The sequence below is a fragment of the Janthinobacterium sp. HH102 genome, from assembly GCF_001758625.2.
Classification (GTDB): Bacteria; Pseudomonadota; Gammaproteobacteria; order Burkholderiales; family Burkholderiaceae_D; genus Janthinobacterium.
Map to the genome: position 1 here is coordinate 744,817 of NZ_CP062062.1, position 25,331 is coordinate 770,147.

The following is a 25,331-nucleotide window of genomic DNA, read 5'->3' on the forward strand; positions in this document are numbered from 1 at the left end:
TGGACAACCTGACCATGCATACCATGAACCGCCTCGCCGCCGCCATCGTGCTGGCGTTTTCCGGCATCGCCGTGCCGGCGCTGGCATTTGACGCAGCCCCCGTCGTTGCCGCTGCGCCCGCGCCGGCCTTTGATCTTGAGCGCGACGTCTCCACCGCCCTGAAAGTGTTCGACGTGCCCGGCATGGCGATCGCCATCGTCAAGGATGGCAAAGTCGTCACCGCCAGGGGTTTTGGCGTGCGCAAGCTGGGCGAACCGGCCGCCGTCGATGCGCAGACCGTGTTCGAGGTGGCATCGAACTCGAAGGGTTTTACGGCAGCCGCGCTGGCCATGCTGGTCGACGAGGGCAAGCTGGCCTGGGACGATCCCGTCACCAAGCATCTGCCCGGCTTCCAGATGCACGATTCCTACGTGACGGGCGCCATGACCATCCGCGATTTACTGACGCACCGCAGCGGCCTGGGGCTGGGCGCCGGCGACTTGCTGTGGTGGCCCACCACCACGTTCAGCACCGACGAGATTATCGAGAAGCTGCGCTACATCCGTCCCGCCACGAGTTTTCGCAACAGCTATGCCTACGATAACCTGCTGTACATCGTGGCCGGCAAGATCATCGCCGACAAGGCCGGAAAAAGCTGGGGCGAGGCCATGCATGAGCGCATCCTGGCACCGCTGGGCATGACGGGCACCACCACCAGCCTGTCCGAGAATGCGGGCAATCCCGACGTCGCCAGCGCGCACAGCAAGATCGACGGCAAGATCGCCGCCGTCAAGTCGATGCCCGTGCCGAACGCCGTGGGTGCCGTCGGCATCAACACGAATGCGGAAGACATCGCCAAGTGGATGATGGTGCTGCTCGATGGCGGCAAGATCGCCGGCGTGCAGGACAAGGACGGCAAGGAAGCGCGCCTGTTCAGCGAAAAGCAGGGCCGCGAAATGTGGACGGCGCAAACGCCGATCAAGATCCCCGAGCCGAAACCGGCATTGGCCGCGACGAAACCGAACTTCAGCGCGTATGGCCTGGGCTTCCAGCTGCGCGACTACAAGGGCATGAAGGTCGCCATGCACGGCGGCGCGCTGCAGGGATTCTATTCGCGCGTGGTGATGGTGCCGGAAGCGAAATTGGGCGTGGCCATCCTCACCAATGCGGAAAATGGCGGTTCGATGACGGCGCTGCAATGGCGCATCCTCGACCATTACCTGCAGGCGGCGCCGTCGGACTGGCTGGCGCTGGTGGCCAAGGTGGAGCAGGACCAGCATGCGGAAGAAGTGAAAAAGCAGGGCAAGGCGTCGAGCGCGCGCGCGGCGAAATCGCAGCCATCGCTGCCGCTGGCGGCGTATGACGGCGAGTATGAAGACGCCTGGTACGGCAAGGTCGTGATCAAGCCGGAAGGGAAAAAACATATCCTCAGTTTTACGCGCACGCCGGACCTGACGGGCGAGCTGGAACACTGGCAGCACGACACCTTCATCGTGCGCTGGAAAGAGCGCAATTTCAACGCCGACGCCTACGTGACGTTCTCGCTCAATCCCGATGGCAGCATCGACCGGGTAAAGATGGCGCCCGTGTCGGCCGAGACGGATTTCAGCTACGACTTCCAGGACCTGAGCCTGGTGCCGGTGAAGCCGAAGGAAGCGAAGAAATAAAGGGTCGCTACCGAAACCGCAGCCTGGGCTGCGGTTTTTTTTCGCCCGTTGCCATGCAAATGCGCGGCGCAAGGGCGGCGGGCCGGTTTTTATTCCATGAAAGGGCATGAAATGAAAACGTTATCTTGTTTTCTTGTTTGAGTATTTAGTAACTTTCTTTGGTGCTACTATTTTTATGCGCTATACGTCTATCGATAGATGGAAGTTGGCGGCTGGCGTTCTGCCCTGGTTTTTTATAACGATGAACTTTTTTTGCTAACGGGATAAAAATGATCAATTTCAAGAAAGCCGTATTTATCTTCTGTGCCGCTGTCGGTTTCGCCGGTGCCGTCAGTTCGAGTGCATATGCCTTGCCGTCGCGTGAAACGTGTGAGGAAGCCCGCGATTCCTGTCTCGCCGATGGCAATGAAAACGACTGCGCGCTGGTGCGTCGCCTGTGCGGCGTGTACGGCATTCACGTCTGAGCGTGCTGCTGCCTGCGTGCACGCGCTGTTGTGATCTTCCAGTTCACTAGTTTCTAGATCGGCTCAACTCTTTGGGAGTGAAATAAAAATGATCGATGTGAAAAAGGCGATATTTGTCTTCTGCGCCGCCGTTGGTTTGGCCGGTGCCGTGAGCACCGCGTATGCGCAGCCGACACGCCGGGAGTGCATGCAGGCCCTGATTGACTGCACCGAAAATGGCACGGCGAGCCAGTGCATGCTTGTCTCGCGCTCTTGCGGCGTGTACGGCATTTACCTTTAAGGCGCGCTGCGCGCACAAGTCAATGGGGCGCGCCGTATCGGCCCGCCGCCATTGGCTTTTCTAGTGACTCAGGGTTTGACGAACTTCAAGGTCATGCGGTCGCTCTCGCCGATGGCCGTGTACCTGGCCCGGTCCACATCCTTGTTGGCGTAGGTGGGCGGCAGCGCCCAGACGCCGCCTTGATGGTCCGCCGTGTCTTTCGGATTGGCGTTGATGTCCGACTTGGCCGCCAGCTTGAAGCCCGCGTTCTCGGCCAGCTTGATCACATACGCTTCGTGCATGTAGCCGCTGCTGGCCGTGGCGTCCTGCGTCTTGTGCGCCGGCAGGCGATGTTCGACGACGCCGAAGACGCCGCCCGGTTTCAGGCTGTCATACACTTCCTTGAACATGGTCTGCATGCCCGCTTCGCCGATCGGTATCCAGTTGTGGATATTGCGGAAGGTGAGCACCATATCGGCCGTGCCCTTGGGCGCGATGCGGTAGGTGGTGGGCGGTGCGAAGGCGCCGATTTCCACCTTGCCGAAGGCGGCCGGGTTGGCGTCGAGTTTTTGCTGGAAGCGCGCCGCGCCGCGGCGTGCTCCTTCGCTGGCCGATTGCGGGTCGTTGCCGGCCGCGATCAGCTTGCCGTTGTCGCGCAGGTAGGGCGCCAGGATCTCCGTGTACCAGCCGCCGCCGGGCGCCAGTTCCACCACCGTCATGGTCGGCTTGATGCCGAAGAACGTCAGTGTTTCATACGGGTGGCGGGCGCTGTCGCGCAGCGCATTGGCCGGCGTGCGCGCGTTGCCGGCGATGGCCGCCTTCAGGGCCGCGTCGCCCGCATCGGCGGCCAGTGCCGCGCCGCTGCCGCCACAGGCCAGCATGACCGTCAGGGCCGCAGCCAGGGATACTCGCTTCATCATCATATGCTCCATGCGTGATTGTGTCGGTTTGTAACTTGGTGGCGATCGCCATCAACGCCGATCATCGGTCAAGCACGCCGGCCGGTCAAGCGGATTCCGTCCCCCAGGCGGCGGCATACGGGGGCAACTCGCAGGTGTTGAGCGCATCGGCGATGGCCGTGCCACGGCCGTGCGTAAAGGGCAGTTCGCCCGTCCAGACGGCATGCGCCATGTCGTCCGCGTCGTCGAGCGGGCCGCCCTGGCGCTGCTTGACGGCATATTCGTCGAGCGCAATGCGCAGCACGGTGGTGGCCGCGTATTCCTTGGCGCTGCCGCCGCGTACGTGCGCCAGGCGTCCCGGCACCAGCTTTTCCATCAGCGCGTCCATGGCCGCATGCTGCCGGCCGATATCGCTTACTTTTTCAAACTGCCCGTACACCATCGCCGAACGGTAGTTCATCGTGTGATTGAAGGCGGAGCGCGCCAGCACCAGGCCGTCGAGATGGGTGATGGTCACGCAGACGTCGCTCTCTTGCAAACGCTTGAGCATGCGGCTGCCGTTCGAGCCATGGATGTACAGGTGGCCATCGATGCGCCAGCAGGCGGTCGGGATGCAATGGCTGCCCTTGTCGTCGTGGAAGGCGATATGGCACAGGTAGGCGGCATCGACGATGGCGTACAGGGCGGCTTGCTCGTAGCTGGCCAGTTCGGCGACGCGGCGCACGCGGGTACGGGGGCTGGGAGGCAGGGCGGTAGCGTTCATGGCGGGAATCCGGTTGGTTGAAGAAGCAGGCCGCACTATAATCGGCATCTGGCCCTGAAAAAAGATCCAGAACTGCCAAATAATATAGAGCCACGATGAAAGGACGCATGGATTTCGCTTTGCTGCTGGGCGCGTTCGAGCGCACGCACCGCGAGCGGGGCTGGCCGCGCCAGCGCCTGCTGCATGAATGCCTGCGCGCGGCCATCCGCGGCGGCCAGCTGGCGCCGGGCACGCGCCTGGCCGCCACGCGCGTGCTGGCGGCCGAACTGGGAGTGGCGCGCAATACCGTGCTGTATGCCTACGAGCAGCTGGCCAGCGAAGGGTTTGTCTTGCCGGACCGGCGCGGCACCGTCGTCGCCGGCGGCGCCGGCATGCCGGTGACGTCGCCAGTGAGCGGCGGCCAGGATGGCTTGTCGCGCCGCGCCCGGCATTTGCGCGGCGTGTCAGGACAGGATGCCAGCGCGGCGTTGGTGTTTCCCGCCGACGCCATGGGCGCGTTCGCGCCTGGCGTGCCGGCGCTCGACGCATTTCCGCTGGCGCAGTGGCGGCGCATGCTGGACCGCGCGTGGCGCGCGCTGACGCCGCGCCAGCTCAATTACGGCGACCCTTCCGGCGAGCCCCAGCTGCGCATGGCCATCGCCGACCATTTGCGCGCCGCGCGCGGCGTCGTCTGCGATGCGGGCCAGGTGTTCATCACGGACGGCACGCAGAGCAGTCTCGATGTCTGCCTGCGCGCGTTTGCCGACCAGGGCGACACCTTGTGGATCGAGCATCCCGGCTATGGCGGCGCGCTGGCGGCGGGCCGTGGCGCCGGCTTGCAGGTGACCGGCGTCGCCGTCGACATCGATGGCATCGCGCCGACGGACGCCGACTGGCGCGATACGCCGCCGCGTCTGATCTACACGACGCCGTCGCACCAGTATCCGACGGGCAGCGTGCTCAGTCCCGCGCGCCGCATGGCGCTGCTCGAACGCGCGCGCGCGGCCGGAGCGCTGATCATCGAAGACGATTACGACAGCGAGTTTCGCCATGGCGGACCGCCCCTGGCGGCCATGCAGGGACTGGTGGCCGACGCGCCCGTCGTGTATCTGGGCACTTTCAGCAAGACCATGTTCCCCGCCTTGCGCATCGCCTTTATCGTCGTGCCGGCCGCGCTGGCCGGCGCCTTCGCGCAGATGCAGGCGCAGGGCGCCGCGCGGGGCCGCGTCGCCGAGCAGCTGGCGCTGGCCGAGTTCCTGCGCAGTGGCCTGTTTGCGCGCCACGTGCGCCGCATGCGTCGCCTGTATCGCCAGCGCCGCGACGCCTTGAGCGAGGCCTTGCGGCGCCATGCGTGCGCGGGCGCGGCCATCCATGGCGGCACGGCCGGCATGCACCTGGCGCTGCGTTTTCACGATAGCGCATGGGATGACCTGGCGCTGAGCCGCCGCGCCGCACAGGACGGCATCGTGGCGCTGGCGCTGTCCGCGCATGGCACGGGAGACGGGGCGGCCTGGAGCGGTTTCCTGCTCGGTTATGCGCAGGTGCCGGCCGAGAACATGGATGGCCTGGCGCGCCGCTTGGGCGCGCTGCTGCCGGCGTGATGCGGCGCTACCGCCTTACTGCTGATCCTGCATCCACTGCTTCAAGCCGTTGACCCAGTTCTTGGCGGGCAGGTTGAACTGTTTCTTGATGGTGGCGGCGCGTTCATATAGCTCGCTGAAGTCGAGCGATGGCGATTTTTTGAAGGCCAGCACGACGATGTTTTCATCTTCCATTTCCGGCACCCAGACGACGGCGTCGAAGACCAGTTCCATCGCCTGCAAGTTCTTGTCGTAGTTGGGGAAGTCGCCGAAGACATTCGTGCACATGATGCCGTCGTCCGTCAGGCAGTCAAAGCAGGCCTGGTAGAACTCGGGCGTGTCGAGCACGGGGCCGCGAGCGTCTTCGTCGTACAGGTCCACTTGCAGCGCGTCGACCGTGCCGTGGTTGGCCGGGTCGAGCACGAAGTCGAGCGCATTCATTTCGCGCACGTCGAGGCGAGCATCGTTCGGCGGCAGCGCGAACTGGGCGCCGCAGATGGCGATCACGTTCGGATTGAGTTCGATGGCCGTGACCGTGGCGTCGGGAAAGCGGCGGTAGCTGAACTTGGTCAGCGCGGCGCTGCCCAGACCCAGCTGCACGATGCGTTTGGGCTGCGTCTTGAACAGCATCCACATCATCATCATCTGCACGTACTCGAGCTCGATGGCGTCAGGTTTGTCCAGGCGCATGGCGCCCTGCACCCACTTGGTGCCCAGGTGCAGGTAGCGGATGCCGCGGTGTTCGGTGGTGGTGGCGGGCGGGTGGCCCGGGTGGCTGAAAGCGGTGTTGCTGGTGGAGATAAAGTCGGTCGTCATGGCGCCAGTTTAGCAGCCGCCAAAGAAAAAGACGCCGTGGCGTCTTTTGGTTAGAGCGCTCAAGATTGCTTGCGGCGTCGCGCCAGGAAGCCGAGTATGCCCAGGCCGGCCAGCAGCATGCCATAGGTTTCCGGTTCGGGAACGGGCGCCAGGTTCAGATTGAAGACGCCGCCATAGCTGCCGCCCTTGGTATTGCCGATGACGGTGAGGACCAGCGGGCCGTTGAACAGGAGGCTTGTAGGCGCCAGGACTTCGCCCTGGGCATAGCCAAAGGGGGTGGGGCTGCCAAACCCCGTCAGGCCGATGCCATTCAGGTTGGCGCTGCTGAAGCTGATGGAAGAGCTGTCCGAACCCGTGACGGACAGGTTGGCCAGGAAGGCTTGCGCGGTTGAACCGAAGGTCGCGTTGGGCGTGAACGTGAACGTATCGGTGAAGTCGCCGAGCGGGCTGGGAACGGCGCTGAAGCCGCTGGTCCACAGATTGCCCGTGGTATTGACGAGGTTGACTGTGTAGGCGGTGGCGCTGGCGCTGCCAATGGAAGCAGCGCTCAGGACTGCCGCTGCGATGAGTGATTTTAATTTCATATTGATCCCCGCGAAAAAACGATTAATGTTTCAAAAAAACCGTACCGCGTTGATAAATTATCGCCGAGACTAGTCATTGTCAATTAGTTATTTTGATATCATTATGCAAACTCAAATAGCTTATTTCTAACACACGGGCATGGCGCCCGTGTGGTTGCAATATTTGACATGATAATTATCAATATTGCACTGAAAAATAATTGCGGGTGATGTGATTTAAAGATCGTTACACAAGGAACTAATTTCTGTCGAGTAAGGGAAGAATCAAGGTCACCGCCAGGCCGCCGTCCTCGCGGTTGGCCAGGGTGATGCGCCCGCCATGGGCTTCGGCGATTTCGCGCGCCAGGGCCAGGCCCAGTCCCGTGCCGCTGCGCTTGGTGGAATAAAACGGCACCAGCGCGTTTTCCAGCACGGCGCCGCTCATGCCCGGCCCGCGGTCGCTCACTTCGATGCGCAGCTGCCCTTGCGCCTGGCTGACGTGCAGGCCGATATGCTGGAGCTTGGAGCCGGACTCCAGCGCATTCTTGAGCAGGTTCAGCAGCGCCTGCTGCATTTGCGCCGCATCGAACACGGCAGCCTGCGCGGGAGGCGGACCGTCCAGCGTGAAGGCCGCTTGCGAGGCCAGGCTGTCGAGAAAGGGTTGCCATTCGCATGGCGCCAGGCGCGGCGCGGGCAGCTTGGCAAAACGCGCATAGCCGAGGATGAAGGTTTCCAGGTGGCGCGTGCGCTCTTCGATGGTGGCGAGGATTTGCGGCAGGCGTTCCGTCTGGCCGCGGCGCACCAGCTCGGCGCCGGAATGGGCCAGCGAGGCCAGCGGCGCCAGCGAGTTGTTGAGCTCATGGCTGATGACGCGGATGACCTTTTTCCAGGTTTGCACTTCCTGGCGCCGTAGCTCCAGCGTCAGCTGGCGCAGCAGCAGCAGTTCGTGCTTGCGCCCGTTCAGGCTGAAACTGCGCCGCGCCAGGTGGTACACCTCTTCCTGTTCCCCTTCGCCGCTGGTAAACAAGCCGTCGTTGCGGCGCGCCAGCGCTTCGGCCAGGGCCGGCGCCGCCTGCCGCACTATGTCGGCCAGATGATGCCCTTCGAGCCGGCGCCCGTGGTGCAGCAGCTGGCGCGCGGCCAGGTTGGCGTAGACGATGGCGCTGCCCTCGGCCACCAGCAGCATGGCCACCGGCGTGTTTTGCACCATGGTGTCGAGCAGCAGTTCGCGCTGCACCAGGTCCAGGCGCTGCTTGCGCAGCACGTCGCCCAGCGCATTGTGGGCCGCCACCAGGTCGGCCAGTTCATCGTTCTGCGGCCAGCGCAGGCTGAAGCCGAAGTCGCCGTCCTGGTAGCTGGCGACCGTGCCGCTCAAGGCGCGAAACAGCGACAGCATCGCCTGCAGCTGCGCGCGGATGGTAATGACGGCCACCGGCAGCACGCACAGCAGGGTACCGGCCAGCACCAGCAGCGGCTGGCCTGGCAAAAAATGCGCGAGCAGCAGGGCGATGACGATGCCCAGCACCAGCAATGTGACGATCAGCGCCGTCCAGCGCGTGAGCAGGGAAAGACGCATGGGGCGGTCTGCCATCAGCCGCGCGCGATGCCCAGGCGCTCCATGCGCCGGTACAGGGCCTGGCGCGACAGTCCCAGTTCCTGCGCCGCCTGCGCCACCACGCCGTGCGCGCGCGCGAGCGCCGCGGTGACGCTGTCGCGGTCCGGTTCCGCCGCGCCGGCATCCTGCGGCGCGCGCGGCGATGTGGCACCGGCCAGCGGCAAGCCCGTTTCCATCGCGCCGATCACCGGGCCGGCCGTCAGCAGGCTGGCGCGCTGCATGACGTTTTTCAGTTCGCGCACATTGCCCGGCCAGCCGTGGGCCAGCAAACTAGCCTGCGCCTGCGCATCCAGCGTTTTTTCGCCGCCCAGAAAATGCCGCGCCAGTACCAGGATGTCCAGCGGGCGCTGGGCCAGCGGCGGCAGGCGCAGTTCGATCACGTTCAGGCGGTAGAACAGGTCTTCGCGAAACGTGCCGGCCTTGATCATCGCCGGCAGGTCGGCATTGCTGGCGCTGATGACACGCACTTTCACTTGCCGCTCGCGGTTCGAGCCGAGGCGTTCGAAGCGCCCCGTTTCGAGCACGCGCAGCAGTTTCATTTGTCCGGCCAGCGGCAGGTTGCCGATCTCGTCGAGGAACAAGGTGCCGCCGTCGGCCGCGTCGAACTTGCCGTCGCGCGCCCGTGTGATGCCGGTATAGGCGCCGGCCTCGGCGCCGAACAGTTCCGCCTCGATCAGCTCCACGGGAACGGCGCCGCAATTGAGCACGACGAAGGGGCCGCCGGCGACCTGGGAATTGGCTTGCACGATGGCGGCGATGCGTTCCTTGCCGCTGCCGTTCGGCCCCGAAATGAGCACGGGCACGTCGGCGCGCGCCACCTGGCACGCCAAGTGCACCACTCTTTCGGTGGCCGGGTCTTGCCATACCATGCCGCGCAAGTCGAAGTCGTGTTCCAGGGCGTGGCGCTGGCGCTGTTCGGACAGCACGCGCTGGCGCAGCGCGCGGTTGGCCTGTCCCAGTTCCAGCAGGTTCTGCACGCTGGCGATCAGGCGCCGGTCATCCCAGGGCTTGGCCAGGTAGTCGGCCGCGCCGGACTTGATCAGGTCGACGGCCGCGTCGAGCTGGGTCCATGCCGTCAGCAGGATCACGGGCAGGTCGGGGTAGCGCGCGCGGATGGCGTGGAACAGCGCGCTGCCTTCCTCGCCCGACGTGGTGTCGGCCGTGAAGTTCATGTCCTGCACCACCAGGTCGATGGCGTGGCGCTCGAGCAGGCGCAAGCCTTCCTCGGGCGAGGCGGCGCGCACGGCGTCGATCTCGTGCAGGGAAAACAGCACGTCGAGCGCGATGGCCACGGCGGCATTGTCGTCAATAATCAGTACGGTAGGCATGCGCGCAGCATATCACTCAGGTGCCGGCTCAGGTACTGCGGGTGGCAGTGGCCGGCGAAATGCTGGCCGCGCGCCATGCCGGGCCGTACACGGCGCCCAGGCCCAGCAGCCAGAACACGAGCGCGCCGGCCAGCAGGTAGCCGGGCGGCAGGCGCGCCATTTCCAGCTGGCTTACCAGCAGCTGGTTCAAGCCCAGGGCCAGCAGCACGCCGCACGCCACGCCGGCGCTGGTGATCATGAAATTCTCGGTCAGGAAGTAGCGCAGGATGTCGACGCGGCGGGCGCCCAGTGCGCGCCGCACGCCGATCTGCTTCCTGCGCTGCGTCACCCACAGGCTGGCGATGCCGACGATGCCGCTGGCCGTCACCAGCAGCAGCAGGGTCGATACGGCGATCAGCATCCAGGACAGGCCCTGGTCGGCCCGGTAGCGTGACGTGCGGTGCTTTTCCAAGGTGTCCGTGCGTACCAGCAGGCGCTCGCTGGTGGCGTTGCGGATGGCTTGCTCGGCCTCCTTCATCAGGCGGTCGCGCTGTCCAGGCTCGGCCCGCACGGCGTACAGCAGCGAGTCGCGCGAACCCGTCAGGCGCGCCGGCAGGATCAGCGAATGCTCGCCATGCGCGCTGACCTGGCCGACCTGTGTCTGCAACCGCTCCACCACGCCGATCACGCGCATTTCGTCGTCATCGTCGCCGGTGCCGTTGAACAGGGTCTTACCGACAAAGCTGCTTTCGCCAGGCCAGATCTTTTGCGCTGCGGCGAGCGTCACGATGACCACCTTGGGAAAGGTCTCATCGACTTTTTCATCGATTTCCAGCACCTCGTCGGGATGGAAATCACGGCCTTCCACCAGCTTGAGTCCGTATGTCTTGACCAGCGAGTCAGGCGTGAAATACATCGACGTGGTGGCGCTGGCCGTGGGCTGTCCACGCTTGATGGAGACATTGGTGCTGCTGCCGGAACGCGACAGCACGGCCTGCGAGGTCTGCGCCACGGAGAGCACGCCGGGCAGGCTGCGCAGCAAGGCAGCCTGGCGTTTCTGGTCGGCCAGCTGGCGCTGGTGGCTGCCTTTGTCCATGCTTTGGATGTTGACATAAAAGATGTCGTTTTCAGCGGCCACGCCGGTGGGGCGGGCGGCGATCGCCTGGCGCAGGTTAACGATATGCAGGGCGTTGGCCAGGATGGCCAGGCTGATGGCGACCTGCACGGCGACGAGTACGGCACCGGTTTTGCTGCGCATCAGTGCCGACAGGATGGGACGGATTTCCATGTTGAACCTCATTGCGGTACGGTGAATGTCATTGGGATTTGAGCTGTATCGCCGGCGTCACCTGGCAGGCGCGCCAGGTGGGCAGCAACCCCGCCAGCAGGGCGGCCAGCACGGAGACGGCAAACGTCAGCAGCAGCATCGGGATATCCATGTGCGCCACGGTGCCCAGTTCATTCGATTGCGAACGCACGACGGCCAGCGCTGCATACGCCAGCAGCAGGCCCAGCACGCCGCCGGCCAGGCCGATGACGCCCGTCTCGATCAGGAACTGGCGAAAGATGTCGCGCCGCGTGGCGCCCAGCGCACGGCGGATCCCCACTTCACTGGCGCGCACGGAAAACTTCGCCAGCAGCAGGCCGATGGTATTGACCAGGCATAGCAGCAGGAAGCCGAAGGCCAGCCAGGCCGCCAGCTTGTTGTCGTTGTCGACCACGTTCAGGAACACCATCCATTCCTTGACGTTGTACAGCGCGTTGGGCGCGTGGCGCGGCATGCGGCCCAGCTTGCGCTGCTCGGCAGCATAGCTGTCGAGATATGCCTGCAGCTCGCCACGCTGGCCCGCGTTTTCCATCTCGAACCAGAACTGCAGCCAGGTACAGTCCGACGCCAGGGTGCCCTGGAAGCCGGGGCCGCGTTCGACGCCGCTGCAGGCCATGCCGCCGTCATGCCGCGTTTCATGGCGGATGGCGCTGGCAAACGGAATGAAGAATTCATCTTCCGTGCCAAAGGCGCCCTTGCTGCCGATGATGCGGTGTATGCGCGGCACGGGATTCCAGTGATCGAGCACGCCGCTGACCAGATAGGACTGTCCCAGTACCGTCACGCGCCGGCCCACGGGATTGACCGTACCCAGCAGTCTTTCCGCCAGCGAGCGGCTCAGCACGATGATGTCGGCGCCGCTGGCGTCATCGGTTTCGCTCCATGGCTGGCCATACAGGAAGGGGACTTCGAACATGGCGAAGAAATCGCGCGTGGGCGCCAGGCCCTGGGCCTGGAAGGCGCCGATATCCGTGCGTGCTGGCTCGACCGGGCCGGCCACGCCGTACATGACGGTGCGGCGCACGCCCATGTTGCTGGCCATGAAATTCTTCGCGTCGGTGTAAGCCAGCTGCGACTGGCCGAAGCTGGGCTTGGCGCCCGGCACATAACTTTTCAAGGGGACGACGTCGATCATCGGCACGAACAGGCGGTCGCTCTTGTGCGGCAGCGGGTCGCCCGACATGGCATGCAGGATGGTGACGGTCGACACGCTGGCGGCCACGCCGACGGCCAGGGTCAGCACCATCAGCGCGGTCAGGGCGCGGTTGCGGCGCAGGCTGCGCAGGCCCAGCGTGAAATAGTAGCGGAACATGGTCTCTCCTTACGCGGTCGCGGCGTGCTGCGGCCTGGCCGACAGCGAGGCGCCGTGCTGCACCAGGTCCGACACCTGGCCGTCGATGATGTGCACGTTGCGCTGGCTGCGCAGCGCCAGTTCCGGATCGTGCGTGACCATCAGGATGGTGGTGCCTTGCGCGTTGATGTCTTCCAGCAGCTCCATCACGCCGCGCGCCATCTGCGTGTCCAGGTTGCCCGTCGGTTCATCGGCCAGCAGCAGCTTGGGCGACCCGGCCAGCGCGCGCGCGATCGCCACGCGCTGCTGCTGGCCGCCCGACAGTTCGGCTGGATAGTGTTTCATGCGCGACGCCAGGCCCACCTTGGCCAGCGCGTCCTCGATGCGCTCCTTGCGCTCGGCGCGGTTGAAGCCCCGATAGCGCAGCGGCACGTCGACATTGTCGAACAGCGACAGGTCGGGAATCAGATTAAAACCCTGGAAGATGAAGCCCAGCTTTTCATTGCGCAGGCGCGAACGGGCATTGTCGTCCATGCCCCTGACGTTGACGCCGTCAAGGATGTATTCGCCGTCGGTGAATTCCTCGAGCAGGCCGGCGATGTTCAGAAAGCTCGTCTTGCCCGAGCCGGACGGCCCTGTGACGGTGACGAATTCACCTTGTTGTACGTGGATGTCGAAGCCGCGCAGGGCGTGGGTTTCGATCATGTGGGTGCGGTAGACTTTGCTCAGGTTGTGCATGCGCAGCATGGCGGGGCCTCTTGTGGGGTGAGATGAGTGAGATTCAGTTGAGCGAGACGCGGGCCGCGTTCTCGAAGTTTTCCGTGCCGGCGACGACCACCTTGTCGCCCAGCTTCAAGCCGTCGAGGATTTCCACGACCGCTACGCTGGTTGCGCCCAGTTTGATCGGCGTGCGCATCGCCACGCCATCGCGCACGACGTAGGCGAAACGGCCGCCTTCGGCTTCGACGAAGGAGCCGCGCGCCAGCATCAGTACACCCGGTTTTTCATCGATCAGCAGGCGCGCCGCCACGCGCTGGTTCTGGCGCAGGCCGGCCGGCTGCGCGCCGTCGAAACGCACGCGTGCCAGCACCTGGTTTTTCACTACTTCAGGCGACAGCGCCGACAGCTTGCCGGTCGCCCGGATGGTGCCCGTTTCGATCTCGGCGCGCATGCCCAGACCCATGTCGGCCACATAGGTTTCCGGCACTTCAAGCTCGACTTCCAGCTGCGACAGGTCGACCAGCGTCATCAGGGCGGTATTGGCTTGCACCACGCTGCGGTTGGCCACCGACAGGGTGCCGATGAAGCCGTTGACGGGCGCGCGCACGGTCAGCTCGTCGACCCTGCGCTGGGCGTTGTCGCGGACGAGGCGCTGGCGTTCCAGTTCGTTGACCTTGGTCTTGAGCGCCAGGGTCACGTCTTCGCTTTCCAGGCCCGCCGCCTGCGACGCGTGCTTGCTGCGGATATCGGCGGAATTCAAGGCATCCTTCGCCTTCTGGTAATCGATCTTGGCGATGATGCCCACCTGCGCCACGCTCTCATAGCGCTCCAGGGTGCGCTGCGCGGACAGGCGCTCGATCTCGGCCGTGTCGGCTTCACGGCGCGCCAGCAGTTTCTGCTTCTTGGCCAGGATCTGCTGGCGCGCCACTTCCGCCTCCAGTTGCTGCACGCTCGACTGCTCGCGCTTGAGGGCGTCGGACAGATCAGGCGACTCCAGCACGGCCAGGATGTCGCCCTTTTTCACCGTGTCGCCCGCCTTCGCTTTCAGCGTGACGGTGGCCACCGTGGTCGAATACAGGGTGGGGCTGATCGAGGCGACCACGCGGCCCGTGACGGCCGCGTCGCGGATCAGGGTGCCGCGCGTGACGTCGGCGATGCGCAGGCGGCTGGCGTTGACGGAATGCTCGCTGTTGCGCCAGCCGGCAACGACCGCGACGGCGGCGCCGATGACGATGACGGCGCCGGCCAGCAGCAGGGCGCGTTGCCTGCGGCGCTGGCCCGGCGGGGCGGACAGTACGGCGTCTTGAGAGGAGGTATCGCGGATCATGGTCATGTCTCGTGAAGGATGACTTTTCCAATGCACGATCCATGCCAATGATTAAGTCGTTGATTTGAATGGGAAAAAATTCGGGCGTCCGGCTGTCCGTTGTGTCCGTGCCGTCCGGCATGTCCGCGTGCGCAGGCGGCACTTGATAAATTGGCAATCGCCTGCATCTGCTGTGGCATTCCCTTCATCGACTCCTCCGCAGGCGCCATGCATCCGTTCCTCCAGCAACTTTTCCCTGCCAGCGCCTTCGCGCCGGCGCTCGATTATCCTTTCGCGCGCAGCGACGTGGCGATGCTGCAGCGGCTGACGGGCGAGGCGCCATCGCTCGATGGCCAGACCTGGGACGAGCTGCTGCTTGACCAGTATGCGGCGCAGCTGGCGCGCGAGACCGGCATCTTCGGCCAGCAGGAGCTGCACCGGCGTCTGAGCGGCGGCCAGGCCGATCCGGCCTCTGTCGCGCGCGTCCGGCGATTGCTGGACGACCCGGCACAAGTGGCCAGCCTGGAGCGCGCCTGCCTGCCCTTGCGCCAGGCCGATACAGAGGTGAGCGAGACCCTGTTCGGCGCGGCGCTGGCACCGGCGCCATGGTGGAGCGCCTGGCTATGGCTGGTGCCGCTGGCCCTGTTGCTGGCCATCGCCGCCGCCTGGCTGGTGGGCTGGCCGGCGCTGTTTGGCGTGCTGGCCGCCTGTGTCGCGCTGATGGCCGTACAGGTGCGTTTTTACGAAAGCGCCAAGCAATGGGAGCGCACGCTCGATACCTTGCGCCTCCTGCTGAAAACCCGTGCCGCGCTGGCGCGGCTTGATGGACCGGCAGCCTTGCCATGGGCCGCCGGCGGCGCGCAGGCGGCCAGGCTGACGCGCGCCATCGAGCGCTCGCTGCTGCACTACGTGCCCTTCATCGATACGGTACTGGTCGAATATGGCGACTGGCTCCTGCTGAAAAACATCAAGCGCTATTTCCGCACGCGCCAGTTGGTGGCGCAGCAGCTGCCCTTTCTGCGCGACAGCTTCACCCAGGTGGCGCAGCTGGAAGCGGACCTGGCGCTGGCGCGGCACCTGCGCGCGCCTCCCGTGTTTTGCTGGGCGGGCACCGCGCCGCCGCGCTCCCTGGCTTTGCAGGGCATGCGGCATCCACTGCTGGCGAACGCCGCGCCGCTGTCGTTCGGCGTGCAGGGCAAGGGGGGCTTCATCTCCGGACAGAACGGTATCGGCAAGAGCACCTTGCTGCGTTGCATAGGCTTGAACCTGGTCTGCGCGCGGGCCTTTGGCTTTTGCCATGCGCACAGCGCCGATGTGCCGCGCCTGGCCGTGTATGCGAGCATGCAGAACGAGGACTCGCTCGATGGCGGCGAAAGTCTGTACATCGCCGAATTGCGCCGCGCGCGCGAATTGCTGGCGTTGGCCGAGGAGGGGGCGCCGGCGCTGTTCCTGATCGACGAGATTTTTCGCGGCACGAACCACCTCGAATCCGTGGCGGCGGCTGCCGCCGTGCTGCATACGCTGGCCGCGCGCCACCTGGTGATCGTCTCGTCGCACAACCTGGTGCTGGGCCCCTTGCTGGAAGACTGCCTGGCGCCGTGGTGCGTGCGCCGCGACGATGCGGGCGCGCTGCTGCTGGCGCCCGGCGTGCTGCAGGCCACGAACGGCATCGCCCTGCTGGCGCAGCGGGGCTTTGACAGCGCCATCGAAGACAAGGAGGAACGCGTCTTCGACTGGCTCAGCATGCACATGGCACAACCGGCCGATTGCGGCGGCGTGCTGGAACGGGCGTGATGGCCGCCCTTACTTGTCCTGCTTTTCCGGCGTGCTCTTGTCGATCACTTCGCGGCAATCGCCGCGGATGATGGCGTTGTCGTAGTTGGTCCAGCCGTAGCTGTCGACGTAGCGCTTGTGCTGCTTGAAGCGGGGGCTGGCGATGCTCCATTCGGGCTGTTCGCCGGCAAAGCGGATGTCGCCCAGGTCGAGCAGGGTGTGGAACATGTTTTCCGTCGACAGGCGCGCCTTCTGATGGCGCCGCAGCTGCGTCACCTTGTCCGGATAATGCTGCTGGAATTGCGGCGAATACCAGACGAAGGCGGGCACGTGGAATTCGAACTGCGTGTTGTGCCCATGGAAGGCCAGGCGGCAGGTGCCGTCGTACAGGGTCTGGCCGTGATCGGCCACGTAGACGAGCGAGCTGCGCAGGGCGGTGCGCTGGCCGTCATCCTTCAGCATGCCGATCACGTTCGACAGGAACCAGTCCGTGTACAGGATGGAGCTGTCGTAGCTGTTGTTCAGCTGCGGCTTGATGGCCGTGTCCGTGTAGACGGGCTTGTCGACGCCGAACAGCGACGGCTGCCACTTGTCGAACGATTTCGGATAGCGCTGGCTGTAGTTCCAGTGGCTGCCCAGAGTGTGCAGCACGATGAGTTTTTTCGGCGCCGGGTCGGCCAGCGCATTTTTGAACGGGTCGAACAGGATCTGGTCGAAATTCGAACTGTTGGTAAAGCCGCCCAGGTTCAGGAATTGCACCACGTCCGCTTCCTTTGCGAATACGGAGACGGGCGTGTCGAATTGGCCGAACGAGATCTGGTTTGATAGCCAGTAGGTCTTGAAGCCCGCTTCCTTGTAGGCGGTGAGGAAGGATTTTTCCGAGAAGCCATCCTTGAGGCTTTGCGTGGCCGGCTTGCGCGAGATGATGACGGGCACGGACAGGCGCGTGGCGGAAACGGCCGTGATGACGTCGGCCAGCGGCACCAGGTTATTTTCCTGTTTCAGCAGGGGATTGGTGTCGCGCTCGTAGCCGTTCAGGCTCCAGCGGTCGTAGCGCGACGATTCGCCGATCACCATGACCACCACTTCCGGATGGGGATCGGGCTGTTGCTGGTGCGCGCCGAAACGGAAGCTGCTGCTTTTCTGTCCCAGCTCGGCCAGGTACCGACGTTCCTTGTAGAAATCGAAGCCGCGCGCGGCCAGGCCGAAGGGCCAGGAATTGCTGACGGTGTCGAAGGCGTAGGGCAGGCGCGCCCAGTGGGGCAGGCTGGGCCAGCCCAGGCCCGTCTCGTCGGCGCCGGCGATGCTGGCGTTCTCGGGCTTGCTGCTCTCTTCGTCTTCCTCGGCCGTCTCGTCGTCGGCCGAACTGGCGTCGCCGAAGCCGGAGGCGCCCGCCTTGCCGCTGGCCGCCGGATGGCTGGCCTTGGCGGACGCGGGGGCGCTGTGCAGCACCTTGGCCTCGAAACCGAATTCGTAGCCATACCACCAGAAGCCGCCCAGCAGGATCAGCAGCACGAAGGCGGCCGGGCGCGTCTTGCCGCGCCAGTCCAGGTCGCGCGTGCGCGTGGCCGCATACCAACTCAGGGCGCACCAGGCGATCACGCCCAGCATGACGGCGCCCATCAGCCATACTTTTTGCCCGAGAAATTCCATCGCTTCCTTGGGACTGGTTTCGAAGATGATCCCCAGGTGGTGCGTGGAAATGCCCTGGCCATAGAAGATGAACAGGTAGATTTCCGTCGGCAGGGCCAGGAAGGCGGGCACCAGCAGCCAGTGGAAGTAGGCGGGGCGCTGGAACACGCTCCAGACGGCCAGCCACGCCAGCAGCTCGAAGGTGAGCATCTGCCACGGATGCTCGAGCGCGCGCCCCAGCAGCGTGGGGATGAAGGGCACGGCCGTCAGCAAGGCATACGTCAGGAGCAGGAACAGATTGGCGGGGCGAAGCAAGGAGCGCATAAAGGAGGGCGGGAGGGCAGCGAAAAATGTCCGCTATTATCAATCCTTTTGTTGTCTTGCGGTCATACAAGAATGTGCGTGCCAGATGCTTGGTCGCAGGGAAAGAGTGCCAAATCATCAAGCGTTTGCGCGTGGCGGCGTCCGTACGTCGCTGCCGAAAATTAGTCAAAATGCCACAAATACCCCCGTTCTTTGCCTTTTTTTATAGCAAAAAGCGGTAAACTGATTGACCCCCTGTAACACAAGGTCTAAACTAGCGAGTTCTCGATTTTATTCTGCTCATCGTTTACGCATTACTTGGCATTTCATGGCCGCTCCTTATCGAGTGGCTGCGGGCGCCTCCGGTGCGCAGTAGATGAAAGCGGGACGAGGTTTTAGTCGCCGGGCATCTTGCCCGGGTTATTAATCGTAGTTTTTTGTTGGATTTATAACGATGCCAACCATCAATCAATTGATTCGCAATCCACGCGTCGCTTTGACCGTGAAGAGCAAATCGCCGGCGCTGGAAAACAGCCCGCAAAAACGTGGCGTCTGCACACGTGTTTACACCACGACTCCAAAGAAGCCTAACTCGGCTCTGCGTAAAGTCGCTAAAGTTCGCCTGACCAATGGTTTCGAAGTCATTTCGTACATTGGCGGTGAAGGCCATAACCTGCAAGAGCATAGTGTTGTGCTGTTGCGCGGCGGCCGCGTCAAGGATTTGCCGGGTGTGCGTTACCACATGGTTCGCGGTGCCCTCGATACCCAAGGCGTCAAAGACCGTAAGCAATCGCGTTCGAAGTACGGTACCAAGCGCGCTAAAGCTGGCAAGAAGTAATAAGTTGTACGCAGCAAACCCAAGTTTCGCTCAGTGGCAACTAGCTAAGTGAATGTAGTCGACCGCATCTGGTCGAGTAAGTGGAAGACTATGATGGTCGTCCGCGAGTGTGCGAAGAACGCGCGCTCAACTGAAGATTGAAAGGAATTGATATGCCACGTCGTCGTGAAGTACCCAAGCGCGAAATTTTGCCAGATCCAAAATTCGGCAACACTGATGTCGCTAAATTTGTAAACGTGCTGATGCTGTCCGGTAAGAAATCGGTTGCAGAAAACATCATCTACGGTGCTTTCGAGCACATCGCAGCAAAATCGGGCAAAGATCCGCTCGAAGTTTTTGCTACCGCAATCAACAACGCCAAGCCGCTGGTTGAGGTGAAATCCCGTCGCGTCGGTGGTGCAAACTACCAGGTGCCGGTCGAGGTTCGCCCAGTCCGTCGTATGGCTCTGTCCATGCGTTGGTTGCGTGAAGCTGCTAACAAGCGCAGCGAAAAATCGATGCCACAACGCCTCGGCGGTGAGCTGATGGAAGCGGCTGAAAGCCGCGGCGGCGCGATGAAAAAACGCGACGAAGTCCATCGTATGGCTGAAGCGAACAAAGCGTTCTCGCATTTCCGCTTCTAATATAAAGCCAGCTACCGCAAGGCGGCTGTCAAGCATCTGTTGTTCGAGGCCGGGCTCATTTTTGCAAAAAAATGCTGCTCGGTTTTGTCCATTCATTTAGGATTAATTATGGCCCGCAAGACCCCCATTGAGCGCTACCGCAATATCGGTATTTCCGCTCACATCGATGCAGGTAAGACGACCACGACCGAGCGCGTCCTGTTCTACACAGGCGTGAACCACAAGCTGGGCGAAGTCCATGATGGCGCTGCCACCACCGACTGGATGGCACAGGAGCAAGAGCGCGGTATCACGATTACCTCGGCTGCTGTTACGTGCTTCTGGAAAGGCATGGCAAACAACTTCCCAGCGCACCACATCAACATCATCGACACCCCAGGCCACGTTGACTTCACCATTGAAGTGGAACGTTCGATGCGCGTGTTGGATGGCGCCTGCATGGTTTACTGTGCAGTCGGCGGCGTGCAGCCACAATCGGAAACGGTATGGCGTCAGGCTAACAAGTACAAAGTGCCACGTCTGGCCTTCGTGAACAAGATGGACCGTACCGGCGCCAACTTCTTCAAGGTCTACGATCAGATGCGTTCGCGTCTGAAAGCGAACCCAGTACCTATTCAGATGCCTATCGGCGCTGAAGACGTCTTCACCGGTGTGATCGATCTGGTCAAGATGAAAGCGGTTATCTGGGACGACGCGTCGCAAGGCATGAAGTTTGAATACGGCGACATTCCTGCACACCTGGCCGCTGATGCTGCCAAGTGGCGCGAGAACATGGTTGAAGCCGCTGCTGAAGCGTCCGAAGACCTGATGAACAAGTACCTGGAAGAAGGCGACCTGTCGGAAGCCGAGATCAAGGCTGCTCTGCGTCAGCGTACCATCGCCAGCGAAATCGTTCCAATGTTGTGCGGTACCGCCTTTAAAAACAAGGGCGTGCAAGCCATGTTGGACGCGGTCATCGAGTACCTGCCATCGCCAATCGACATTCCGCCTGTCCCAGGTCTGGATGACGACGAGCAGCCAGTCGAGCGCGCAGCTGACGACAATGAGAAATTCTCGGCATTGGCGTTCAAGATCGCAACCGATCCGTTCGTCGGTCAGTTGTGCTTCATCCGTTGCTACTCGGGTACCCTGAATTCGGGCGACTCGGTGTTGAACTCCGTGAAGCAGAAGAAAGAGCGTATCGGCCGTATCGTGCAGATGCAAGCGAACGAACGCGAAGAAATCAAGGAAATGCGCGCTGGCGACATCGCCGCCGTTGTGGGTCTGAAAGACACCACCACGGGCGATACGCTTTGCGACGAAAAAGCCAGCGTGGTTCTGGAGCGCATGGTCTTCCCTGAGCCGGTGATTTCGCAGGCAGTCGAGCCAAAAACCAAGGCCGACCAGGAAAAAATGGGCCTGGCGCTGAACCGCCTGGCTGCAGAAGATCCATCGTTCCGCGTGCGTACCGATGAAGAATCGGGCCAGACCATCATCGCCGGTATGGGCGAGTTGCACCTGGACATCATCGTTGACCGCATGAAGCGCGAATTCAACGTTGAAGCGACCGTCGGCAAGCCACAAGTGGCTTACCGCGAAACGATCCGTAAAGTGTGCGAAGAGTCGGAAGGCAAATTCGTCAAGCAATCGGGTGGTCGTGGTCAATACGGTCACGTGGTTCTGAAGATCGAACCGCAAGAACCGGGCAAGGGCTTCGAATTCGTTGACGCGATCAAGGGCGGTACCGTTCCTCGCGAATACATCCCTGCAGTTGAAAAAGGTGTGCGCGACACGCTGACTTCGGGCGTGATGGCTGGCTACCCAGTCGTTGACGTGAAAGTCACGCTGTTCTTCGGTTCGTACCATGATGTTGACTCGAACGAAAATGCATTCCGCATGGCCGCTTCGATGGCATTCAAAGATGGCTGCCGCAAAGCATCGCCAGTCATCCTGGAGCCGATGATGGCCGTGGAAGTGGAAACGCCGGAAGACTACGCCGGTACCGTGATGGGCGATCTGTCGTCGCGTCGCGGCATGGTGCAAGGTATGGATGAAATTGCTGGCGGTGGCGGCAAGATCATCAAGGCCGAAGTACCTCTGTCGGAAATGTTCGGTTACGCTACATCGTTGCGTTCGTCGACCCAAGGTCGTGCGACTTACACGATGGAATTCAAGCACTATGCTGAAGCACCTAAGCATGTGACTGAAGCAATCGTAAGCTCGAAAGCTAAGTAATAGAAGTTCCGGGCCGGCTTTCACGAGAATGCCGGTCCCTACATTTAAATCATTGTTCTAAGGAAGAATAAAATGGCAAAAGGTAAATTCGAACGGACCAAGCCGCACGTCAACGTCGGCACCATCGGCCACGTCGACCACGGTAAAACCACGCTGACCGCTGCAATCGCAACGGTTCTGTCGAAGAAATTCGGCGGCGAAGCTAAAGCATACGACCAGATCGATGCAGCACCAGAAGAAAAAGCGCGCGGTATCACGATTAACACCGCCCACGTCGAGTACGAAACGGAAACGCGTCACTACGCGCACGTTGACTGCCCAGGCCACGCCGATTACATCAAAAACATGATTACCGGTGCAGCCCAGATGGACGGCGCGATCCTGGTGTGCTCCGCAGCTGACGGCCCAATGCCACAGACCCGCGAACACATCCTGCTGGCCCGCCAAGTTGGCGTTCCATACATCATCGTGTTCCTGAACAAGTGCGACCTGGTCGACGACGCAGAGCTGCTGGAACTGGTTGAAATGGAAGTGCGCGAGCTGTTGTCGAAGTACGAATTCCCAGGCGACGACCTGCCTATCATCAAAGGTTCGGCACGTATGGCGCTGGAAGGCAAAGAAGGCGAAATGGGTGTGGACGCAGTGCTGCGTCTGGCCGATGCGCTGGATGCTTACATCCCAACGCCAGAGCGCGCTGTTGACGGTGCGTTCCTGATGCCAGTGGAAGACGTGTTCTCGATCTCGGGTCGCGGTACCGTTGTGACCGGTCGTATCGAGCGCGGCATTGTTAAAGTCGGCGAAGAGATCGAAATCGTCGGTATCACCGATACCGTCAAAACGACTTGCACCGGCGTGGAAATGTTCCGCAAGCTGCTGGACCAAGGTCAAGCTGGCGACAACGTTGGTCTGCTGCTGCGCGGCACCAAGCGTGAAGACGTGCAACGTGGTCAAGTGCTGGCCAAGCCAGGCTCGATCAAGCCGCACGCGCACTTCACCGGCGAGATCTATGTTCTGTCGAAAGACGAAGGCGGCCGTCATACGCCATTCTTCAACAACTATCGTCCACAGTTCTACTTCCGCACGACGGACGTAACCGGTTCGATCGAGTTGCCAGCAGACAAAGAAATGGTCATGCCAGGCGATAACGTGTCGATCACCGTCAAGCTGATCAACCCGATCGCGATGGAAGAAGGCCTGCGCTTCGCTATCCGTGAAGGCGGCCGTACCGTCGGCGCTGGTGTTGTTGCAAAAATCATCGCTTAATTATTGAGCGAATATAAAAGAAGACGCGTCGTCGCCCGGCGCCCTTCTTTTTATTCAACTGCCGGGGTTGGCAAGCATTTTGGTGCTATCATGTCGACCCTGACGGTTGTTGCGTCAGAAATTCCCGTATGACCTCATTGCCGTGCAAACCGCGCGGTTCGTTCTTTTAAGGAAATATCATGTCGGCACCAAACCAAAAAATCCGTATCCGCCTGAAGGCTTTCGATTACAAGCTGATCGACCAGTCCGCTCTGGAAATCGTTGAGACCGCGAAGCGCACCGGCGCTGTCGTCAAAGGCCCAGTACCACTGCCTACCCGTATTCAGCGTTTCGATGTGCTGCGTTCCCCGCACGTCAACAAAACTTCGCGCGATCAGTTCGAGATCCGTACGCACCAACGCCTGATGGACATCGTTGACCCAACGGACAAAACCGTTGACGCGCTGATGAAGCTGGACCTGCCAGCTGGTGTTGATGTCGAAATCAAACTGCAATAATCGTTTTTAAGAAGGCCGGCGGGGTATCCCGCCGCCTGAGATGGGGCCGGGCCTGCTCACGATCGTGAGTGCGCCCGGCCCCATTGCTTTTGTGCCGTGCAAAACCACTTTACAGTGCCGCGCCCGCCCGATAAAGTTGCCGCATGCTCAACGCCCTCGATACCCACCTGCTCAATGCAACTCCCCGTCAGCGCCTGCGCGGCTGGCCGCGCTTCCTGACCGAATTTTTGTATTTCGGCATCAAGGAAGCGAGGTCATGCCTGTTTGTGGGACTGTTTTTTGCTGCCGTGTTCCTGGTGCCGCGCGCCGGCCTGTTCGGCCTGCCGCGCTATGACGTGCTGCTGCTGGTAGCGCTGGCGATCCAGGGCGCGATGGTCTGGAGCGGGCTGGAAACGTGGGATGAATTGAAAGCCATCTGCCTGTTTCATGCGGTCGGCTTCGCGCTGGAGGTGTTCAAGGTGTCGGGGACGATACAGTCGTGGAGCTATCCCGACTTTGCCTACACCAAGGTGTTTGGCGTTCCCCTGTTTTCCGGCTTCATGTATGCGGCCGTGGGCAGCTACATCATCCAGACCTGGCGCCTGCTCGACATGCGGATCCGCCACCATCCGCCGTACTGGATGGCGGTGCTGATCGCGCTGCTGATCTACGCTAACTTCTTTACCCACCACTACATCGGCGACTATCGCTGGTACCTGGCCGCCTGTGCGCTGGGCTTGTATGCGCGCACCACCGTGGTGTTCCGCCCGCTCGACCGCGACCGCAGCATGCCCCTGCTGCTCGGTTTCGTGCTGGTCGGCTTCTTCATCTGGCTGGCCGAAAACATCAGCACCTTCTGGGGCGTGTGGCGCTATCCGAACCAGCTTGGCGCGTGGTCGGTGGTGCACGTCAGCAAATGGAGCTCATGGTCGCTGCTGGTGGTGATGACGTTCACCATCGTGGCCCACCTCAAGCACATCAAGGCCAGCATCCACGTGGCCCAGCCTTAGGCGCAGGCAGTCGCTTATTACAGGCTGGCCGCCACCGCCTCGAAGCGCGCCCCCAGCGCTGCTTGCGGGCCGCCTTGCAGCTGTTTGGCGTACTGGCGCAGCACTTCTGCCGAATACGTGCGCGAGCCGGGCGACAGCTTCGGCAGCAGCGGCAGCACGCGTTCCAGATAGCCCGTGCCTTCCTGCCATTTGCCTTGCGCGGCCAGGGCCGACGCCAGTTCCACCATGCGGCGGCCGACGCGCGCATCGCTGCGCGGCTGCGCCGTCTCCTCCGTGTCCAGGGCTTGCCGGTACAGTTGCTCCGCTTCGGCATTCTTGCCCTGCAAGCGCTTGATGCGGCCCAGGTTGGACTGGCGCTGCGAGACGATGTCCGCGCCGGCCCCGGCCTGCTCGGCGCTGCGCAGCGCCTGTACGCAAGCCAGTTCCGCTTCGCCAAACTGGCCCTTGCGTTCGGCCGCGTTACAGGCATCTTGTTGTGCGTTGGAGGTGGCGAGTGTCGCTGGCGCCGTGCAGGCGGCCAGCAGGCTGACAGCGCATAGCAGGCTGATGGTATGGGTCTTCATAGTCTCCTCGGACGGGTGTCAAACACGGTGTATCGGCGGAGTCATGCCGTAATAAATATACTCCAAGTTTTTTGGGGCGGGTGGCTTTTCGCCGGCCGCGC

General features: G+C 62.5%; 23 protein-coding genes. 11 read left to right on the forward strand and 12 right to left on the reverse strand.

What is annotated here, in order from left to right; translation table 11 throughout:
- The first annotated feature begins 14 nt into the window (after positions 1-14).
- From JAB4_RS03330 to JAB4_RS03340, 3 genes are all read left to right on the forward strand, one after another.
- Complete coding sequence (locus JAB4_RS03330) at positions 15-1,646, forward strand: serine hydrolase (protein ID WP_070223458.1); 1,632 nt, start codon at positions 15-17, stop codon at positions 1,644-1,646.
- 269 nt (positions 1,647-1,915) lie between these two features.
- Positions 1,916-2,110, forward strand: a complete 195-nt coding sequence (locus tag JAB4_RS03335; protein WP_070223421.1) for a hypothetical protein — start codon at positions 1,916-1,918, stop codon at positions 2,108-2,110.
- Between the two features lie 88 nt (positions 2,111-2,198).
- Complete coding sequence (locus tag JAB4_RS03340) at positions 2,199-2,390, forward strand: hypothetical protein (RefSeq protein ID WP_070223423.1); 192 nt, start codon at positions 2,199-2,201, stop codon at positions 2,388-2,390.
- 68 nt (positions 2,391-2,458) lie between these two features.
- Here JAB4_RS03340 and JAB4_RS03345 read toward each other — a convergent pair whose 3' ends face one another.
- Together JAB4_RS03345 and JAB4_RS03350 are read right to left on the reverse strand one after the other, a co-directional pair.
- Positions 2,459-3,286: a class I SAM-dependent methyltransferase gene (locus JAB4_RS03345; RefSeq protein ID WP_070223460.1), complete on the reverse strand. Its 828-nt coding sequence runs from the start codon at positions 3,284-3,286 to the stop codon at positions 2,459-2,461.
- Between the two features lie 88 nt (positions 3,287-3,374).
- Positions 3,375-4,031 carry a pyridoxamine 5'-phosphate oxidase family protein gene (locus tag JAB4_RS03350; protein ID WP_070223425.1) on the reverse strand — a complete coding sequence of 219 codons (657 nt, stop codon included), beginning with the start codon at positions 4,029-4,031 and terminating at the stop codon, positions 3,375-3,377.
- A gap of 107 nt (positions 4,032-4,138) precedes the next feature.
- Between JAB4_RS03350 and JAB4_RS03355 the strand changes: the two genes are divergently transcribed.
- Positions 4,139-5,611, forward strand: a complete 1,473-nt coding sequence (locus JAB4_RS03355; RefSeq protein ID WP_070223427.1) for a PLP-dependent aminotransferase family protein — start codon at positions 4,139-4,141, stop codon at positions 5,609-5,611.
- 15 nt (positions 5,612-5,626) lie between these two features.
- Here JAB4_RS03355 and JAB4_RS03360 read toward each other — a convergent pair whose 3' ends face one another.
- The 8 genes from JAB4_RS03360 to JAB4_RS03395 all read right to left on the reverse strand — a co-directional run bounded on the left by JAB4_RS03360 (position 5,627) and on the right by JAB4_RS03395 (position 14,556).
- Complete coding sequence (locus JAB4_RS03360) at positions 5,627-6,406, reverse strand: spermidine synthase (protein ID WP_070223429.1); 780 nt, start codon at positions 6,404-6,406, stop codon at positions 5,627-5,629.
- A gap of 59 nt (positions 6,407-6,465) precedes the next feature.
- Positions 6,466-6,990 (reverse strand): FxDxF family PEP-CTERM protein, encoded by a 525-nt coding sequence (locus tag JAB4_RS03365; protein WP_070223431.1) that lies wholly within the window; start codon positions 6,988-6,990, stop codon positions 6,466-6,468.
- A gap of 238 nt (positions 6,991-7,228) precedes the next feature.
- Entirely contained in the window at positions 7,229-8,545 is a 1,317-nt protein-coding gene (locus tag JAB4_RS03370; RefSeq protein ID WP_227742088.1) for an ATP-binding protein, read from the reverse strand.
- 14 nt (positions 8,546-8,559) lie between these two features.
- Positions 8,560-9,912: a sigma-54 dependent transcriptional regulator gene (locus JAB4_RS03375; protein WP_070223435.1), complete on the reverse strand. Its 1,353-nt coding sequence runs from the start codon at positions 9,910-9,912 to the stop codon at positions 8,560-8,562.
- A 28-nt stretch (positions 9,913-9,940) separates the two neighbouring features.
- Complete coding sequence (locus JAB4_RS03380) at positions 9,941-11,179, reverse strand: FtsX-like permease family protein (protein ID WP_070223437.1); 1,239 nt, start codon at positions 11,177-11,179, stop codon at positions 9,941-9,943.
- 28 nt (positions 11,180-11,207) lie between these two features.
- Positions 11,208-12,530, reverse strand: a complete 1,323-nt coding sequence (locus JAB4_RS03385; RefSeq protein ID WP_070223439.1) for an ABC transporter permease — start codon at positions 12,528-12,530, stop codon at positions 11,208-11,210.
- A 9-nt stretch (positions 12,531-12,539) separates the two neighbouring features.
- The gene (locus tag JAB4_RS03390; RefSeq protein ID WP_070223441.1) at positions 12,540-13,256 is read right to left on the reverse strand and encodes an ABC transporter ATP-binding protein; all 717 of its coding nucleotides are present in this window, start codon (positions 13,254-13,256) and stop codon (positions 12,540-12,542) included.
- A 34-nt stretch (positions 13,257-13,290) separates the two neighbouring features.
- Positions 13,291-14,556, reverse strand: a complete 1,266-nt coding sequence (locus tag JAB4_RS03395; protein WP_070223462.1) for an efflux RND transporter periplasmic adaptor subunit — start codon at positions 14,554-14,556, stop codon at positions 13,291-13,293.
- 207 nt (positions 14,557-14,763) lie between these two features.
- On the opposite strand from JAB4_RS03395, the gene JAB4_RS03400 reads away from it, so the two are divergent.
- Positions 14,764-16,329 (forward strand): DNA mismatch repair protein MutS, encoded by a 1,566-nt coding sequence (locus JAB4_RS03400; RefSeq protein WP_139143866.1) that lies wholly within the window; start codon positions 14,764-14,766, stop codon positions 16,327-16,329.
- A gap of 9 nt (positions 16,330-16,338) precedes the next feature.
- Here the strand turns inward: JAB4_RS03400 and JAB4_RS03405 are convergent, their stop codons facing one another.
- Entirely contained in the window at positions 16,339-18,264 is a 1,926-nt protein-coding gene (locus tag JAB4_RS03405; protein WP_070223445.1) for a phosphoethanolamine transferase, read from the reverse strand.
- A 433-nt stretch (positions 18,265-18,697) separates the two neighbouring features.
- On the opposite strand from JAB4_RS03405, the gene rpsL reads away from it, so the two are divergent.
- The 6 genes from rpsL (at position 18,698) to JAB4_RS03435 (ending at position 24,667) form a co-directional block, all read left to right on the forward strand.
- Positions 18,698-19,081 carry a 30S ribosomal protein S12 gene (rpsL, locus tag JAB4_RS03410; protein ID WP_010394376.1) on the forward strand — a complete coding sequence of 128 codons (384 nt, stop codon included), beginning with the start codon at positions 18,698-18,700 and terminating at the stop codon, positions 19,079-19,081.
- Positions 19,082-19,233: 152 nt separating this feature from the next.
- Positions 19,234-19,704 (forward strand): 30S ribosomal protein S7, encoded by a 471-nt coding sequence (gene rpsG / locus JAB4_RS03415; RefSeq protein WP_010394377.1) that lies wholly within the window; start codon positions 19,234-19,236, stop codon positions 19,702-19,704.
- A gap of 108 nt (positions 19,705-19,812) precedes the next feature.
- Positions 19,813-21,918 (forward strand): elongation factor G, encoded by a 2,106-nt coding sequence (fusA, locus tag JAB4_RS03420; RefSeq protein ID WP_070223447.1) that lies wholly within the window; start codon positions 19,813-19,815, stop codon positions 21,916-21,918.
- Between the two features lie 72 nt (positions 21,919-21,990).
- Positions 21,991-23,181: an elongation factor Tu gene (gene tuf, locus JAB4_RS03425; RefSeq protein WP_077398776.1), complete on the forward strand. Its 1,191-nt coding sequence runs from the start codon at positions 21,991-21,993 to the stop codon at positions 23,179-23,181.
- 179 nt (positions 23,182-23,360) lie between these two features.
- On the forward strand, positions 23,361-23,678 hold the full coding sequence (rpsJ, locus tag JAB4_RS03430; RefSeq protein WP_010394389.1) for a 30S ribosomal protein S10: 318 nt from the start codon (positions 23,361-23,363) through the stop codon (positions 23,676-23,678).
- Positions 23,679-23,821: 143 nt separating this feature from the next.
- On the forward strand, positions 23,822-24,667 hold the full coding sequence (locus JAB4_RS03435; RefSeq protein ID WP_070221709.1) for a DUF817 domain-containing protein: 846 nt from the start codon (positions 23,822-23,824) through the stop codon (positions 24,665-24,667).
- Between the two features lie 17 nt (positions 24,668-24,684).
- Here the strand turns inward: JAB4_RS03435 and JAB4_RS03440 are convergent, their stop codons facing one another.
- On the reverse strand, positions 24,685-25,230 hold the full coding sequence (locus tag JAB4_RS03440) for a tetratricopeptide repeat protein (protein ID WP_070221708.1): 546 nt from the start codon (positions 25,228-25,230) through the stop codon (positions 24,685-24,687).
- Positions 25,231-25,331 lie beyond the last annotated feature (101 nt).